The sequence below is a fragment of the Streptomyces ambofaciens ATCC 23877 genome (assembly GCF_001267885.1).
In the GTDB taxonomy this organism is placed as follows: Bacteria; Actinomycetota; Actinomycetes; order Streptomycetales; family Streptomycetaceae; genus Streptomyces; species Streptomyces ambofaciens.
The window spans coordinates 6,681,516-6,696,149 of sequence record NZ_CP012382.1 but is presented as its reverse complement, the minus strand read 5'-3'; the positions used below and the strand labels follow the sequence as shown (position 1 = coordinate 6,696,149).

The following is a 14,634-nucleotide window of genomic DNA, read 5'->3' as shown; positions in this document are numbered from 1 at the left end:
CCCCGCGGCGCGGTCAGCGGCCGTCGTACCCGGCCGTCGGCATCGACAGTCTCCGGTGGACGCACGCCTTCATCCGGGCGTCGTAGGACGGTTCGGCGTGACCGGCCGTCTCGACGCGGGCCCCGCGCCTCGCGCACTCCGCGGTGAACTCCTCCACGGACGAAAGGGCACTCTCCAGCACCCGCCGGCTGGGCGCCACGAACAGGTCCTGCCCGGGACGGACGCCGTCCCACAGCGCGTCGTGGTCCGGTCGCAGACCGCGTACCAGCAGTTCCCTGGCGACGACGTAGCCGTGCTCCGCGGCCCAGCGGGCGCACATGGCGTGCTGGCTGCGGGAATCGACCAGGAAGGGGTCGTCGTCCAACTGTTCCAGCGGCGTCAGACTCGCGATCGCCGTCACCCGCACCAGACCCATGATGTCCCCCTCACCTCCCGTTTTCGCCGCCGACCCTACTCCTGGACGTAGGCTTCGGGGAGTCGCGCGAAGGAGGCAATGAGGTGCCGGTGGAGCTCACGTGGTGGGGTCACGCCACCTGCACGGTCGAGGACTCGGACATACGCGTGCTGACCGACCCCCTGTTCGCCCGCCGGCTCGCGCACCTGCGCCGCCGCCGGGGCGCGGTGCCGCCGCCGGACGCCTGGCGCGCGGACGTGGCGCTGGTGTCCCATCTGCACGCCGACCACCTGCACGTGCCCTCGCTCGCACGGCTCGCCCCGGGCACGCGCCTGCTCGTGCCCCGGGGCGTACGCCGGTCGGTACCGGGGCTGCGCCGGCTCGCGCACCTGAAGCTGACCGAGGTGGCGCCCGGCGACGAGGTTCTGGTGGGTGACCTGCGGATCCGGGTGGTGCCGGCCCGGCACGACGGTCGGCGGCTGCCGATCGGACGGCAGCGCTCCCCCGCCCTCGGCTACGTCGTCGAGGGCGAGGCCCGGACGTACTTCGCCGGGGACACCGGCCTGTTCGACGCCATGGAGAAGGAGGTCGGGCCGGTCGACGCGGCCCTGCTGCCGGTGGGCGGCTGGGGACCCAACCTCGGCCCGGAGCACCTGGACCCGGGGCGGGCGGCCGAGGCGCTGGCCCGGCTCGCGCCGCGCACGGCGGTGCCGGTGCACTACGGCACGTACTGGCCGATCGGGATGGACGCCGTGCGCCCCCACGAGTTCCACACGCCGGGCGACGAGTTCGTGCGCCTGTCGGCGCTGCGCGCGCCGGGGGTGGCCGTGCACCGGCTGGGGCATGGCGAGAGCGTGCGGGTGGAGGTCGTGCGGTGAGCTGGCTGGACGCGGCGGTGAGCATACCGACCGAGCCGACGCAGCAGGCGTTCGGCTATCCGTCGCTGTTCCTGCTGGTACTGATCGGGGCGCTGGTGCCGGTGGTACCGACGGGAGCGCTGGTCAGTTCGGCGGCCGTGGTGGCGACCCACCAGACGCTGCCGTACTCGATGCTGATGGTGTTCGTGACGGCCTCGCTGGCCGCGTTCTGCGGGGACATGGCGCTGTACTGGCTGGGCCGGCGCGGCGTCGGTTCGAAGAACGGCTCGCGCTGGCTGGAGGCCATCCGGTCCCGGGCGCCCGAGGACCGGCTGGCGCAGGCGCAGGAGAAGCTCGCCGACCACGACGTGGCGGTGCTGGTGCTGTCCCGGCTGGTGCCGGCGGGGCGGATACCGGTGATGCTGGCCTGTCTGCTGGCCGAGTGGCCGCTGCGCCGGTTCGCCCACGGCAACCTGCCCGCCTGTCTGGCCTGGGCGGTGACGTACCAGCTGATCGGCATTCTCAGCGGCGCGCTGTTCGACCAGCCGTGGGAGGGCGTGGCCGCCGCGATCGCGCTGACCGTGCTGGTCAGCGTGGCGCCGAGCCTGTGGCGGCGGCTGCGGGGGCCGGCGAAGGCGTAGCCGCCCGGCGCCCTCCCCCGACCGCGGTCACTCCAGCACGCGGGAGCCGCCGACCGGCAGGTCCCACAGGTGCTCCCGGGGCAGTCCCGCGCGCTGCCAGGCGGCGCGGACACGGGTCAGCGGCTCCAGCACCGGCTCGGCGGAGAGGACGAACGTGCCCCAGTGCATGGGGGCCATCCGCCGGGCGCCGACGTCCTGCGCGGCCCGCACCGCCTCCTCCGGGTCGCAGTGCACGTCACTGAGCCACCAGCGGGGGTCGTAGGCGCCGATGGGGAGCAGGGCGAGGTCGATGCCGGGGTAGCGGCGGCCGATGCGGGCGAACCAGTGGCCGTACCCGGTGTCGCCGGCGAAGTACAGGCGCCTGCCGTCGGGGCCGGTGAGCACCCAGCCGCCCCACAGCGTGCGGCAGGTGTCGGTCAGGCTGCGCTTGGACCAGTGGTGGGCCGGTACGAAGTCGAAGCGGACGCCGTCCAGTTCGGCCGCCTCCCACCAGTCCAGCTCGGTGACGCGGGTGAAGCGGCGGCGGTGGAACCAGCGGCCGAGCCCGGCCGGGACGAAGACGGGGGTGTCCCGGGGCAGCCGTCGCAGCGTCGGGGCGTCCAGGTGGTCGTAGTGGTTGTGGCTGATCACGACGGCGTCCACGCGGGGCAGGGCGCTCCAGGGGACGCCGACGGGAGTGACCCGGGCCGGCGTGCCGAGGATGCGGCGGGACCAGACCGGGTCGGTGAGCACGGTGAGCCCGCCGATGTTCACCACCCAGCTCGCGTGCCCCGCCCAGGTGACGGCGGTGGTGCCGGCGTCCACGCGGGGCGGCCGGCCGGGTGCGTACGGCAGCCGGGGGATGTCGGCGAGCCCTTCGGGGCCGGGTCTCACCGCGCCCTCGCGGGCGAATCTCGCGAAGGACTTCAGACCGGGCAGCGGTGCGGTCAGCCGGTCGTGGAAGGTCCGCGGCCACACCCGGTGCTCGGCCAGCGGCCGGGGTTCCGCGAGCGGCGGGTCCGAGGGCGTCGAGGGGGGTGTGACCGGCGGCGCGTCGGTGTCCTTGACGGACGTGGAGGTGCTCGTGGTCGACCGGGGCTGCTGCGTCATCGAGGAGGCTCCCATCGCTGAGCGTCGCGGAGATCGTCGAAGACCGACTTCAGACCGATCAGGGCGCGTTGCACGTGTGGCAGTTCCAACGGGTCGGGGACGGTGGGACGTTCTGTGCGCTGCTCATCAGTACCACCGTCGGCCACAGGACCGGTCGAGAGCCGGACGCGCAGGGCCTGGAGGTCGTCGCCGAAGCGGTGGCCGCCCGGCGCGGGCATGCCGAGGCGGGCGGTGAGGAAGTCCTCCAGTTCCTGGGCGTCGCCGACCCCCTGGGCGCCGAGGGCGTCGCGCAGCGGGCCGAGGTCGGCGTACAGGTGGCGGCCGGCCTGCGGAGGCCGTGCGGTGGCGCCCACGCCGACGACCGTGGCGTGCACGGCGGCGGCCAGGCGCGCGTGCAGGCGCACGGTGGCCGACCGGCGGGCGGTGACCGCCTCGGGTTCGGCGAGCGCGTACCCGGCGGCGGCGGCGACGGGCGCGGCGACGCGGGCGCCGAGCGCGGTGAGCACGTCCAGCACGCGGGCGTGCAGGCCGTCCCCGGTGGCGGACGCGGGGAAGCGGGCGACCGCGGCCGGCCAGCCCGGCGGCAGCAGCGCGCCGGCCAGGTCGGTGACGACGGTGACCCGTTCGGGCAGCATCTCGGCGGGGCTGAGCAGCACGGTGGCGTGCGGGTCGTGCAGGGTGTCGCGCCAGGTCTCGTCGCTGACCAGGTGCAGCCCCTCGGCGGCGGCGGCCTCGACGGTCTCGTGCAGCAGTTCGGGCGGCGCGACGGTGCCGGTGGGGTCGTCGGCGACGGACAGCACGAGCAGGCGTGGGTCACCGCCCTCGGCGCGGACCCGCCGGACGGTCTCCAGCAGGGCGTACGGATCGGGGACGCCGCCGGACTCGGCCGGGGTCGGGACGTGGAAGACGGGCCTGCCCAGCAGCCGTGCGTACGGCGCCCACCAGGCCGCGCAGGGGCGCGGCACCAGGACGTCGCCGCCGAGCACGGCGGTCAGCGCGAGCAGCAGGGCGTTGGCGCCCGGGGCGGCGGCCACCCGGCCGGGGTCGGTCGGCAGGCCACGCCGGTCCCAGTAGCCGCTCGCGGCGGCCAGGAGGGCGGGGGCCCCGCCGGCCGGTTCCTCGCCGCCGCGGCCGGCCGCGGCGGCGAGCACGGCGGACAGTTCCGGCAGCACGGCCAGGCCGTCGTCGGGCAGGTGCGGTCCGAAGCGGACGGGGCCGTGTCCTTCGGGTCCGTGTCCTTCGGGTCCGTGGCGCGCGGGGGCCCGGTTCCGGGAGTCGTGCCGCGCGGGGGCGTGGCCGTCTCCGGAGTCCTGCCCTTCGGGGTCCGTGCGCCGCATGCGTGCCTCCGCGCAGTCCGTGGTGCCGTGTCCTGTCGCCGCCGGCCGGGTGCCCTTCATCCCAGGTCTTGATCGGTCTTCCTCGGTTCGTTGCTGAACGTACCCACCGGGGCGCGGCGGCATGGCTGTGGTCCGGGTCGCGTGGAAGCGCGACGGTGCTGCCCGGGGGTCAGTGCTGCTCCGCGTCCCCGCGCAGCCGGAGCCGCAGCCGGTGCGCGGCCGCGGCGCCGGCGCCCGCGATCAGGACGCCACCGGCGACCAGGGCGGGCACCGAGTCGGAGAAGGCGCCGCCCGCGCCGGCCCGCACACCGTGTTCCGCCGCCGGGCCGGCGCAGGGCTCCTTCCGCGCGGAGGCCTCACCGTGCGGCGCGGCGGGCTCGGGACAGGCCGGCTCGGGGGCACAGGAGGCACCGGGCGCGGGAGCCCGGCCGTGCGCCGGGGCCTCGCCGCGCGGGGCGGGCTCGGGGCACGGCGGTGCCACGGCGGCGCCCTCCTCGCCCGGCTCCGGCGCGGTGATCGTCGCGCTCCAGGGGTCGCCCTCGCCGCCGGACTCCTCCGGACAGGCGCCGTCGACGGTCCAGGCGTCCTCGGTGTCCGCCGCGTCGGGGATCTCCGGAGCGAGCGGGGCATCGGGGGCGTCCGGAACTTGCTCGACGTCCTCGGTGGCTGCGGCGTCTTCGGTGGCTCCGGTGTCTCCGGTGGCTCCGCTGCCCTCGGCGTCCTTCGCGACGGCTATGCGCGCGGTGCCGCGGTAGGCGGGCCCGGACGTCGTCCCCGCCACGCCCGGGACCTTGCGCAGGGCGACGGTGCCCTCCTCGAAGGCCGGTGACGTGGCGTCCAGCGTCGCGGGCGCGGGGGCGCCGGTGGGAGCGCAGGAGACGGAGACGGTGACGGTGCCACCCGGGACGGCGTCGGCCGGGCTGACCTCGGCGACGGGTCCCCCGGAGGCCGCGGAGGACCCGGAGCGAGCGTCGGGCGCGGAGGGAGCCTCGGGCGCGGAGGGAGCCGCGGGGCGCGCAGGCACACCGGGTGTCGCCGGCGGGGACGGAACACCGGGTGCGGCGGGTGGGGAGGGGACGCCGGGTTCGGCGGGTGGAAGGGGCGCACCTGGTTCGGCCGAGGCGGCCCCGGTGAAGACGCCGAGGGCGGCACCGGCCAGGACGGCGGCGGACAGGGCGCGGGCGGTGCGGCGCATGGGGGCGGGCTCCTTCGAGCGACGGCTGCGGGGCACGGTGCTCGCGCCCCTGCGGCCATCACAGCCCGCCCGGCACCACCGCGCGCGCCGCCGTGCGCCGTTCGCGGGAACGAGGCGCCCGAGCGGGTGACCGCCGGGTTTCGCACCCTCGATCACCGATCCGGTTTTCGCAGCCCGGGCCCCCGGTCAGGTTCTGGCACCCTCGACCGTCGGCCCGGTCTCCACATCCCCACCGCCGATATCCGGCCTTGGCACCCGGCCGCCGGTCCGGCCTTGGCACCCCCCGCCGCCGGCCCGGTCCGGGCACCCCGATCGACCGCCCGGCCTTGGCACCCCGGCCGCCAGCCCGACTTCCGCACCCCGACCGCCCGCCCGGCCTCGGCACCCCCCGCCGCCGGCCCGGTCCGGGCACCCCGATCGACCGCCCGGCCTTGGCACCCCCGGCCACCGGCCCGACTTCCGCACCCCGACCGCCCGCCCGGCTTCCGTCGGTTCACGCCGCCTGGTCCCGCAGCACCTGCTCCCGTACCCGGTTGCAGCACCGGCTGAGCAGCCGGGAGACGTGCATCTGGGAGATGCCGAGCTCCTCGGCGATGCGGCTCTGGGTCATGTCGTCGAAGAAGCGCATGTAGAGGATGGCGCGTTCCCGCTCGGGCAGGGCGGCCAGGCGCTCCCTGACGGCCTCGCGGTCGACGACCGTGTCGAGGGCCGGGTCGGGGCCGCCGAGCGCGTCGCCGAGCGAGTAGCCGTCCTCGGTGCCGGGGAGCTCCGCGTCCAGCGACAGGGCCGTGAAGCTCTCCAGGGCCTCCAGTCCGACCCGGACGTCCTCCTCGCTCAGGTCGGCGCGCTCGGCGATCTCGGTGACGGTGGGCCCGCGTCCCGAGACGGTCTGGGACAGGTCCTGGCCGGCGACGCGCACACGGTTGCGCAGGTCCTGGACCCGGCGCGGCACGTGCAGGGTCCACATGTGGTCGCGGAAGTGGCGCTTGATCTCGCCGGTGATCGTCGGCACGGCGTAGCTCTCGAAGGCGTTGCCGCGCTCGGGGTCGTAGCGGTCCACCGCCTTGACCAGGCCTAGGGCCGCGACCTGGCGCAGGTCCTCGTGGCTCTCGCCGCGGCTGCGGAAGCGTCGCGCGAGCCGCTCGGCCATGGGCAGCCAGGCCTCGACGATCCGGTCGCGGACCGCGTCGCGCTCCGGGCCGTCGGGAAGGGCGGCGAGCCGGCGGAAGGCGTCGGCGGTGTCGGGGGCGTCGTCGTGCGGATGCTTCACGCTGACGTGGATCGGCATGTGCGTCGCAACTCCTTCGGAGCGCGGGGACGCTTCGTCGCGCCGGGCGGGTGCCCGGTCGGTACGGCCGGTGCGCGGAGCGGCGGGGGCTCGTGGAAACCTCCGGCGCCCGGACCGGGACGGCACCGGTCCGACGACGCGGCCCTGGGGTCGGGCGGTCACCGCGGGAGGGCGTCCGGCACACGGACGGCCGTCCGGGGCGGCTTGGGCGCCGCTCCCACGGACGTGCCTCCTGTCCGAAGCACTGAGAGTGCGCCTGCCCCTCGGCCCCCTTGCCAAACCCCCCGATGTTTTCCGGCTCCCGTCGGGGACACCCGAACGGACGGCCGTCGTCCGTCCCCCACCGGTCCGGGAGGTCCGCTACATGAGCACCAAGGTGTCCGACCACGTCCTGCAGCGACTGCGCGAATGGGGCGTCGAGCAGGTCTTCGGCTACCCGGGCGACGGGATCAACGGCCTGCTGGCCGCCTGGGGCCGCGCCGAGAACCAGCCGCGCTTCGTGCAGTCCCGGCACGAGGAGATGTCCGCGTTCGAGGCGGTCGGATACGCCAAGTTCAGCGGACGTCTGGGGGTGTGCGCGGCGACGTCCGGCCCGGGTGCGATCCACCTGCTCAACGGGTTGTACGACGCCAAGCTCGACCACGTCCCGGTGCTGGCGATCGTCGGGCAGACCCACCGGACCGCGATGGGCGGCTCCTACCAGCAGGAGGTGGACCTGCACACGCTGTTCAAGGACGTCGCCTCCGAGTTCGTGGAGACGGTGACGGTCCCGGAGCAGCTGCCGAACGTGCTGGACCGGGCGATCCGCACCGCGTACGCGCGTCGCTGCCCGACGGCCGTCATCATCCCCGGCGACGTGCAGGAGCTGGACTACTCGCCGCCCACGCACGAGTTCAAGATGGTGCCCTCCAGTCTGGACCGCGGCTCCTGGACGGCGGTCCCGTCCGACGAGTCGGTGCGGCGGGCGGCGGAGGTCCTCAACTCCGGGGACAAGGTGGCGATCCTCGTCGGCCAGGGGGCGGCCGGGGCGCGGGAGCAGGTGGAGCGGCTCGCCGAGAAGCTGGGCGCCGGGGTGGCCAAGGCGCTGCTCGGCAAGGACGTCCTCAGCGACGAGCTCCCCTACGTCACCGGATCGATCGGCCTGCTCGGCACGCGCCCCTCGTACGAGCTGATGCGGGACTGCGACACCCTGCTGACCATCGGGTCCTCCTTCCCGTACTCGCAGTTCCTGCCGGAGTACGGCAAGGCGCGGGGCGTCCAGATCGACATCGACCCGCACATGATCGGGATGCGCTACCCGAACGAGGTCAACCTCGTGGGCGACGCGCGGGCCACCCTGGACCGGCTGATCCCGCTGATCGAGGGCGGCCGGGGGCGCGAGTGGTACGACACGGTGTGCGACAACGTGACACGCTGGCGGGACGTCATGAAGCGCCGGGCCGGGCTGGAGGCGGACCCCGTCAACCCGGAGTACGTGGCCGCCGCCCTCGACCCGCTGCTGCCCGACGACGCGATCGTCACGTGCGACTCGGGTTCCACGGCCAACTGGTACGCCCGGCACCTGACCATGCGGCCCGGCATGCGCGGTTCGCTGTCCGGCACGCTGGCCACGATGGGCTGCGGGGTGCCGTACGCGATCGGCGCGAAGTTCGCCCATCCGGACCGGCCGGTGGTCGCCCTGGTCGGGGACGGGGCGATGCAGATGAACGGGCTGGCGGAGCTGATCACGGCGGCGAAGTACCGCGATCTGTGGTCGGACCCGCGGCTGGTCGTGGCCGTCTGGAACAACCAGGACCTGAACCAGGTCACGTGGGAGATGCGGGCCATGGGCGGCGCGCCGTCCTTCCTGCCCTCGCAGTCGCTCCCGGACGTGCGCTACGCCGACTTCGCCCGGTCCCTGGGGCTCACCGGCATCCGCGTGGAGAAGCCGGAGGACGTGGAGGCGGCCTGGCGGGCGGGGCTCGCGGCGGACGGTCCCGCGGTGCTGGAGTTCCTCACCGACCCCGCCGTGCCCCCGGTGCCGCCGCACGCCACCTGGGAGCAGATGGAGTCGACGGCCGCCGCCGTCCTCAAGGGCGACGCGGACCGGGGGTCGATGGTCAAGCAGGCATTCAAGGCGAAGGTGCAGGAGTTCCTGCCGAGCACCGGGAGGGAGTGACCGCGCGGCGGGCGGTCACCGCTCGCGCGGCCGGCTGAAGCGCAGCATGTTGCCGGCCGGGTCGCGGAAGGCGCAGTCACGGACGCCATAGGGCTGGTCCACGGGCTCCTGGAGGACTTCGGCGCCCGCGGCGCGGATCCGTTCGAAGGTGGCGTCGACGTCGTCGGTGGCGAAGATGACGCCGCGCAGCATGCCCTTCGCGAGCAGTTCGGCCATGGCCTCCCTGTCGGCGGCGGAGGCGTTCGGGTCGGCGAGCGGGGGTTCGAGGACGATGTCCACACCGGGCTGGGCCGGCGAGCCGACGGTCACCCAGCGCATCCCCTCGAACCCGACGTCGTTGCGCACCTCCAGCCCGAGCACGTCACGGTAGAAGGCGAGCGCCTTGTCGTGGTCGTCGACGGCGATGAAGCACTGCGAGAGGTTGATGTCCATGCGCTTCACGCTACGGGCGGTCCGGCGGGCTTCGCTTCTCCGTTCCTGACCGGTCGCGTGTAGATCTTGGCAACGCAGGCCGGGACGGCGGCGCCGTCGGCGTGGTCGCGGGCCCGGTAGGCGCTCGGGCTCTCGCCGACCAGTTCGGTGAAGCGCGAGCTGAAGGAACCGAGCGAGGTACAGCCGACCTCGAAGCAGACCTCGGTCACGCTGAGGTCGCCGCGCCGCAGCAGCGCCTTGGCCCGCTCGATGCGGCGGGTCATCAGGTAGCTGTAGGGCGTCTCGCCGTAGGCGGCGCGGAAGCTGCGCGAGAAGTGGCCCGCCGACATGAGCGCCACGCGCGCCAGCGCCGGCACGTCGAGCGGCTTCGCGTACTCGCGGTCCATCAGGTCACGGGCCCGGCGCAGCCTGGCCAGGTCCTCCAGCGTCGTCACCCCACCACGATCCCACAGCGCCGCCGCCGGCGGCGGCGCCGCGGGGTCGGTTCCGCGGTCAGGCGCCGACGTAGGCCGCGAGGTGCTCGCCGGTGAGGGTGGAGCGGTCGGCGACGAGGTCGGCGGGGGTGCCCTCGAAGACGATCCGGCCGCCGTCGTGGCCGGCGCCGGGGCCGAGGTCGATGATCCAGTCGGCGTGTGCCATGACCGCCTGGTGGTGCTCGATGACGATGACGGACTTGCCCGAGTCGACGAGCCGGTCCAGCAGGCCGAGCAGTTGCTCGACGTCGGCGAGGTGCAGGCCGGTGGTGGGCTCGTCGAGGACGTACACGCCGCCCTTCTCGCCCATGTGCGTGGCCAGCTTCAGCCGCTGCCGCTCGCCGCCGGAGAGCGTGGTGAGGGGCTGGCCGAGGGTGAGGTAGCCGAGCCCGACGTCGGCGAGCCGCTCCAGGATCTTGTGGGCGGCCGGGGTGCGGGCCTCGCCGGCGCCGAAGAACTCCTCGGCCTGCTCCACCGACATCGCCAGCACCTCGCTGATGTCCCGGCCGCCGAACCGGTACTCCAGCACCGAGGGCTGGAACCGCTTGCCCTCGCAGTCCTCGCAGGGAGCGGAGACGCCCGCCATCATCGCCAGGTCGGTGTACACGACGCCGGCGCCGTTGCAGGTGGGGCAGGCGCCCTCGGAGTTGGCGCTGAAGAGGGCTGGCTTCACCCCGTTGGCCTTGGCGAAGGCCTTGCGGATCGGTTCGAGCAGTCCGGTGTACGTCGCCGGGTTGCTGCGCCGCGAGCCCTTGATGGGGCTCTGGTCGACCGATACGACGTCCGCGCCGGCCGGGATCGAGCCGTGGATCAGGGAGCTCTTGCCGGAGCCCGCCACGCCGGTGACCACGCAGAGCACGCCGAGCGGGACGTCGACGTCGACTCCCTGGAGGTTGTGCCGCGTGGCGTCGCGGATCTCCAGGGTCCCGGTGGGCTTGCGGACGGTCTCCTTGAGGGAGGCCCGGTCGTCGAGGTGGCGGCCGGTGACGGTGCCCGCGGCCCGCAGGTCCTCGACGGTGCCCTCGAAGCAGACGGTGCCGCCCGCCGTGCCGGCGCCGGGGCCGAGGTCCACGACGTGGTCGGCGATCGCGATGGCCTCCGGCTTGTGCTCGACGACGAGGACCGTGTTGCCCTTGTCCCGCAGCCGCAGGAGCAGGTCGTTCATCCGCTGGATGTCGTGGGGGTGCAGGCCGATGGTGGGCTCGTCGAAGACGTACGTGGTGTCGGTGAGCGAGGACCCCAGGTGGCGGATCATCTTGACGCGCTGCGCCTCGCCGCCCGACAGCGTGCCGGCCGGCCGCTCCAGCGAGAGGTAGCCGAGGCCGATCTCCACGAACGAGTCGAGGGTGTCGCGCAGCGCGGTGAGCAGGGGTGCCACCGACGGCTCGTCGAGTCCGCGGACCCACTCGGCCAGGTCCCGGATCTCCATCGCACAGGCGTCGGCGATGCTGATCTTCCCGATCCGCGACGACCGGGCGCCCTCGCTGAGCCGGGTGCCGTCGCACTCGGGACAGGTCGTGAAGGTGACGGCCCGCTCGACGAACGCCCGGATGTGCGGCTGCATCGCCTCCTTGTCCTTGGACAGGAACGACTTCTGGATCTTCGGGATCAGGCCCTCGTAGGTGAGGTTGACGCCGTTGACCTTCACCTTGACCGGCTCGCCGTGGAGGAAGTCGCGGAGCTCCTGCTCGGTGTACTCGCGGATCGGCTTGTCCGGGTCGACGAGGCCGGACTGGGCGTAGACCTGGACGGTCCACTGGCTGTCCGACTTCCACCCGGGGATGGTGAAGGCGCCCTCGGCCAGCGACTTGGAGTCGTCGTAGAGCTGGGTGAGGTCGATGTCGGAGACCGTGCCCCGGCCCTCGCAGTGGGTGCACATGCCGCCGGTGCGCTCGTAGGTGGCCTTCGTCGTCTTCTTGTCGCCGCGCTCGACGGTGATCGCGCCGCTGGCCCGGACGGAGGCGGTGTTGAAGGAGTACGCGCTGGGCGGACCGATGTGCGGGTCGCCGAGCCGGCTGAAGAGGATGCGCAGCATGGCGTTGACGTCGGTGGCGGTGCCGACCGTCGAGCGGGGGTCGGCGCCCATCCGCTGCTGGTCCACGATGATCGCGGTCGTGAGGCCCTCGAGGACGTCGACCTCGGGCCGGGCCAGGGTCGGCATGAAGCCCTGCACGAAGGCGCTGTACGTCTCGTTGATCAGCCGCTGCGACTCGGCGGCGATCGTGTTGAACACCAGGGAGCTCTTGCCCGAACCGGAGACGCCCGTGAACACCGTCAGCCGGCGTTTGGGGATCTCGATGCTGACGTCCTTGAGGTTGTTCTCGCGGGCGCCGTGCACGCGGATCAGGTCGTGGCTGTCCGCGACGTGCGGCGCGGCCTGCCGCGTGTTCGTTCTCCTGGCGCTGCTCATCGGGTCTCCTCCGTCGGCGGGTCGGCAGTGACACGCTAGACGGGGCGCGACGACTCCCGCTTCTCGATTACTGATCGGCCGGGCCGCCCACGGCCGCCTCGGCCTCCTGAGGCTCGGGCGCGGGGCCCGGAAGCAGCAGTTCCTCATAACGGCCGAGGGCCAGGACCACGCCGAGCATGAGGACAGGGATGAACACAGCGAGCAGCACCGCCATGGTCCGTCCTTCCCGAGAAGGGGTGGGCGTGGGGGGTGGTGCGCGGGCCGGGTTCCCGCGCCGCGCCGGGCGAACCCACGGTGCGCGGGGGTTCACGCACCGTGTCGGCGGGAGGCCGGGCGGAATCGGACCGGACCCGTCCGGACGAATCCGTGTCGGCCCGCGGTGGCCGGGTACGCGGTCGGCACCCCGAAGGATCTGGAGGGAGACATGCAGCGAGGCAGCGACCGGATGAGCGTCCACCGCGACGACGAGATGAAGCACGAACTCCAGGGTCTGCTCAGGTCCGGGCACCCCACCCGCACCGAGGAGTGGAACGACCCGGAACCGGCTGCCGAGGACGACCCGGACGTCACGTACGGACCGGTGACACCGGGCCGCGGACCGACGTACCTGGAGGCCCTCCGGCTCGAACTGGCCCGGAACCTGACCCGGGGCACCTTTCCCGCGGGCCCTCGGGAACTGACCCGGGCACTGCGCCGCGGCCACGCGCCGGACGCCCTCGTCGAGGGTCTGGAACGGCTGCCGCACAAGGCGCGCTACGACAACGTCCAGGAACTGGCGATGGCCCTGACCGACAACGGCGGGTCCGGGTCCGCCGGCCCGCGGGGCGCCTAGCGCCGGGAGGGGTGGGCCGCACATGGCCGAGTACGTGAGGGACGTCATGACCCCGGGCGTGGCCGCCGTCCGCCCGGACTCCTCCCTCGTCGAGGCGGCGCGCCTCATGCGCACGCACAACATCGGGCACGTGGTGGTCGCGGACGGGCAGGACGTCGTGGGCGTGCTCACCGACCGTGACATCACGGTCCGGGCGGTGGCGGAAGGCCTCGACCCGATGGCGGTCGCCGTCCGGACGGTGTGCACCCGCGACCCGCTGACGGTCTCCCCGGGCGACCCGGCGGCGGACGCGTCGGCGCTGATGCGCGAGCACGCCGTGCGCCGGCTGCCGGTCGTGGAGGACGGGCTGCCGGTGGGGACGGTCAGCCTCGGCGATCTGGCCGAGGCCCGCGCCCCCGCCTCGGCCCTCGCAGACATCAGCCGGGCGGCGCCCGACGAGCGGTCCGGCGGCTGACCACGCGCCGGACGGCCGAGGGGCCCGACAGAGACACACGGCCCCACCAGCACATGGCCGGAGAACACACGGCCGAACGACACAGGCGCTCCAGGCGGCGACACCGGCCGGAGCGCGTCCGGAAAGGAGTCCGAACCACATGCGTATCGCATTTCTGAGCGCGCCCGAGGGCGTGGAACAGGTCGAGCTGACCGAGCCGTGGCAGGCGGCGAAGGACGCGGGTCACGAGCCCGTGCTCGTCTCCACGCAGTCCGGTGAGATCCAGGGCTTCAACCACCTCGACAAGGCGGACACGTTCCCGGTGGACGAGGTGGTGGGCGACACCTCCGCCGACTCCTTCGGCGGGCTGGTCCTGCCCGGTGGTGTGGCCAACCCGGACTTCCTGCGGATGGACGAGAAGGCCGTGGCGTTCGTCAGGGACTTCTTCCGGCAGGGCCGTCCGGTGGCCGCCATCTGTCACGCCCCGTGGACGCTCGTCGAGGCGGACGTGGTGCGCGGCCGGGTGCTGACCTCGTGGCCGAGCCTGCGGACCGACCTCGGCAACGCGGGCGCCACCTGGGTCGACGAACAGGTGAAGGTCTGCGACCACGGTGACAACGTGCTGATCACCAGCCGCAAGCCGGACGACCTCAAGGCGTTCTGCGAGACGTTCCTCGCGGAGTTCGCCAAGGCCGGCGGCTGACGGAGGGCCCGGAGCCGCGCCGCGGGCCCGGGCCGCCGGGGCGCCCCGAGCGCGCCGGAGGGCCGGGTCCGCCCGTGTGCGGGGAGGCAACCACGCCGACGCTCAGGCGCCGGGTGCGGTGGCCTCCCCGCAGCCGCGTTCCCGGGCGCCCTCGCGGGTGCGGCCCGCGGCCACCGAACGCCGGGGGTTGCGGCGCAGCCACTCGCCCTCCAGCTGGGCCATGCGGTCGTTGTGGACCCGCAGCGCGTCGTTCGACCCGTACAGCAGGGTGTCGTGACGCGTGCGGTGGATGGTCTCCAGCTCCTTCATGAGCTGCTGGTCGTCCAGGCGGCCCGGGTCCACACCGGTCGCGGTGGCCTCACGCGTGTCGTGTTCGTTCATGCGGTCCGGGT

The 14,634-nt window shown here is 74.1% G+C and carries 16 protein-coding genes; 6 read left to right on the top strand and 10 right to left on the bottom strand.

Going from position 1 to position 14,634, the window contains the following annotated elements:
* Window positions 1–13 precede the first annotated feature (13 nt).
* A complete protein-coding gene (locus SAM23877_RS29560; protein WP_053139646.1) occupies window positions 14–415 on the bottom strand; it encodes a hypothetical protein in 402 nt (133 codons plus the stop codon).
* Between the two features lie 83 nt (window positions 416–498).
* Here SAM23877_RS29560 and SAM23877_RS29555 point away from each other — a divergent pair, with 83 nt between their 5' ends.
* Window positions 499–1,272 carry an MBL fold metallo-hydrolase gene (locus tag SAM23877_RS29555; protein ID WP_053139644.1) on the top strand — a complete coding sequence of 258 codons (774 nt, stop codon included), beginning with the start codon at window positions 499–501 and terminating at the stop codon, window positions 1,270–1,272.
* A complete protein-coding gene (locus SAM23877_RS29550) occupies window positions 1,269–1,892 on the top strand; it encodes a DedA family protein (RefSeq protein WP_053139642.1) in 624 nt (207 codons plus the stop codon). Before SAM23877_RS29555 ends, SAM23877_RS29550 begins: the two co-directional genes overlap by 4 nt.
* A gap of 27 nt (window positions 1,893–1,919) precedes the next feature.
* On the opposite strand, the gene SAM23877_RS29545 is transcribed toward SAM23877_RS29550, so the two are convergent.
* The 4 genes from SAM23877_RS29545 to SAM23877_RS29530 form a co-directional block, all read right to left on the bottom strand.
* The gene (locus SAM23877_RS29545) at window positions 1,920–2,981 is read right to left on the bottom strand and encodes an MBL fold metallo-hydrolase (protein WP_053139639.1); all 1,062 of its coding nucleotides are present in this window, start codon (window positions 2,979–2,981) and stop codon (window positions 1,920–1,922) included.
* Window positions 2,978–4,318: an aminotransferase class I/II-fold pyridoxal phosphate-dependent enzyme gene (locus SAM23877_RS29540; protein WP_079030823.1), complete on the bottom strand. Its 1,341-nt coding sequence runs from the start codon at window positions 4,316–4,318 to the stop codon at window positions 2,978–2,980. The genes SAM23877_RS29545 and SAM23877_RS29540 overlap by 4 nt, the downstream gene beginning before the upstream one ends.
* A 169-nt stretch (window positions 4,319–4,487) precedes the next feature.
* Window positions 4,488–5,513, bottom strand: a complete 1,026-nt coding sequence (locus tag SAM23877_RS39730) for a hypothetical protein (protein WP_053139637.1) — start codon at window positions 5,511–5,513, stop codon at window positions 4,488–4,490.
* 493 nt (window positions 5,514–6,006) lie between these two features.
* Window positions 6,007–6,801, bottom strand: coding sequence for an RNA polymerase sigma factor SigF (locus tag SAM23877_RS29530; protein WP_053139635.1), 795 nt, complete (start codon window positions 6,799–6,801; stop codon window positions 6,007–6,009).
* A 364-nt stretch (window positions 6,802–7,165) separates the two neighbouring features.
* Here SAM23877_RS29530 and SAM23877_RS29525 point away from each other — a divergent pair, with 364 nt between their 5' ends.
* Entirely contained in the window at window positions 7,166–8,959 is a 1,794-nt protein-coding gene (locus SAM23877_RS29525; RefSeq protein WP_053139632.1) for a thiamine pyrophosphate-requiring protein, read from the top strand.
* A 15-nt stretch (window positions 8,960–8,974) separates the two neighbouring features.
* Here the strand turns inward: SAM23877_RS29525 and SAM23877_RS29520 are convergent, their stop codons facing one another.
* From SAM23877_RS29520 to SAM23877_RS40360, 4 genes are all read right to left on the bottom strand, one after another.
* Complete coding sequence (locus SAM23877_RS29520) at window positions 8,975–9,391, bottom strand: VOC family protein (protein ID WP_053143014.1); 417 nt, start codon at window positions 9,389–9,391, stop codon at window positions 8,975–8,977.
* 5 nt (window positions 9,392–9,396) lie between these two features.
* The gene (locus SAM23877_RS29515) at window positions 9,397–9,825 is read right to left on the bottom strand and encodes a helix-turn-helix transcriptional regulator (protein ID WP_053139630.1); all 429 of its coding nucleotides are present in this window, start codon (window positions 9,823–9,825) and stop codon (window positions 9,397–9,399) included.
* Between the two features lie 58 nt (window positions 9,826–9,883).
* Window positions 9,884–12,274: an ATP-binding cassette domain-containing protein gene (locus SAM23877_RS29510; protein WP_053139628.1), complete on the bottom strand. Its 2,391-nt coding sequence runs from the start codon at window positions 12,272–12,274 to the stop codon at window positions 9,884–9,886.
* Between the two features lie 67 nt (window positions 12,275–12,341).
* Window positions 12,342–12,488 (bottom strand): hypothetical protein, encoded by a 147-nt coding sequence (locus tag SAM23877_RS40360; RefSeq protein WP_167355244.1) that lies wholly within the window; start codon window positions 12,486–12,488, stop codon window positions 12,342–12,344.
* A gap of 210 nt (window positions 12,489–12,698) precedes the next feature.
* Here SAM23877_RS40360 and SAM23877_RS29505 point away from each other — a divergent pair, with 210 nt between their 5' ends.
* The 3 genes from SAM23877_RS29505 to SAM23877_RS29495 all read left to right on the top strand — a co-directional run bounded on the left by SAM23877_RS29505 (window position 12,699) and on the right by SAM23877_RS29495 (window position 14,242).
* Window positions 12,699–13,106, top strand: a complete 408-nt coding sequence (locus SAM23877_RS29505) for a DUF2795 domain-containing protein (RefSeq protein ID WP_053143012.1) — start codon at window positions 12,699–12,701, stop codon at window positions 13,104–13,106.
* 22 nt (window positions 13,107–13,128) lie between these two features.
* Window positions 13,129–13,560, top strand: coding sequence for a CBS domain-containing protein (locus tag SAM23877_RS29500; RefSeq protein WP_053139626.1), 432 nt, complete (start codon window positions 13,129–13,131; stop codon window positions 13,558–13,560).
* A gap of 139 nt (window positions 13,561–13,699) precedes the next feature.
* Window positions 13,700–14,242 carry a type 1 glutamine amidotransferase domain-containing protein gene (locus SAM23877_RS29495; protein ID WP_053139624.1) on the top strand — a complete coding sequence of 181 codons (543 nt, stop codon included), beginning with the start codon at window positions 13,700–13,702 and terminating at the stop codon, window positions 14,240–14,242.
* A 102-nt stretch (window positions 14,243–14,344) separates the two neighbouring features.
* Here the strand turns inward: SAM23877_RS29495 and SAM23877_RS29490 are convergent, their stop codons facing one another.
* Complete coding sequence (locus SAM23877_RS29490) at window positions 14,345–14,623, bottom strand: DUF6158 family protein (RefSeq protein WP_053139622.1); 279 nt, start codon at window positions 14,621–14,623, stop codon at window positions 14,345–14,347.
* Window positions 14,624–14,634: the final 11 nt, after the last annotated feature.

Bases quoted from the DNA above. Each gene is read 5' to 3' on its own strand.
- SAM23877_RS29560 (WP_053139646.1), bottom strand. From the start codon at position 415: ATGGGTCTGGTGCGGGTGACGGCGATCGCGAGTCTGACGCCGCTGGAA.
- SAM23877_RS29545 (WP_053139639.1), bottom strand. From the start codon at position 2,981: ATGACGCAGCAGCCCCGGTCGACCACGAGCACCTCCACGTCCGTCAAG.
- SAM23877_RS29540 (WP_079030823.1), bottom strand. From the start codon at position 4,318: ATGCGGCGCACGGACCCCGAAGGGCAGGACTCCGGAGACGGCCACGCC.
- SAM23877_RS39730 (WP_053139637.1), bottom strand. From the start codon at position 5,513: ATGCGCCGCACCGCCCGCGCCCTGTCCGCCGCCGTCCTGGCCGGTGCC.
- SAM23877_RS29530 (WP_053139635.1), bottom strand. From the start codon at position 6,801: ATGCCGATCCACGTCAGCGTGAAGCATCCGCACGACGACGCCCCCGAC.
- SAM23877_RS29525 (WP_053139632.1), top strand. From the start codon at position 7,166: ATGAGCACCAAGGTGTCCGACCACGTCCTGCAGCGACTGCGCGAATGG.
- SAM23877_RS29520 (WP_053143014.1), bottom strand. From the start codon at position 9,391: ATGGACATCAACCTCTCGCAGTGCTTCATCGCCGTCGACGACCACGAC.
- SAM23877_RS29510 (WP_053139628.1), bottom strand. From the start codon at position 12,274: ATGAGCAGCGCCAGGAGAACGAACACGCGGCAGGCCGCGCCGCACGTC.
- SAM23877_RS40360 (WP_167355244.1), bottom strand. From the start codon at position 12,488: ATGGCGGTGCTGCTCGCTGTGTTCATCCCTGTCCTCATGCTCGGCGTG.
- SAM23877_RS29505 (WP_053143012.1), top strand. From the start codon at position 12,699: ATGCAGCGAGGCAGCGACCGGATGAGCGTCCACCGCGACGACGAGATG.
- SAM23877_RS29500 (WP_053139626.1), top strand. From the start codon at position 13,129: ATGGCCGAGTACGTGAGGGACGTCATGACCCCGGGCGTGGCCGCCGTC.
- SAM23877_RS29495 (WP_053139624.1), top strand. From the start codon at position 13,700: ATGCGTATCGCATTTCTGAGCGCGCCCGAGGGCGTGGAACAGGTCGAG.
- SAM23877_RS29490 (WP_053139622.1), bottom strand. From the start codon at position 14,623: ATGAACGAACACGACACGCGTGAGGCCACCGCGACCGGTGTGGACCCG.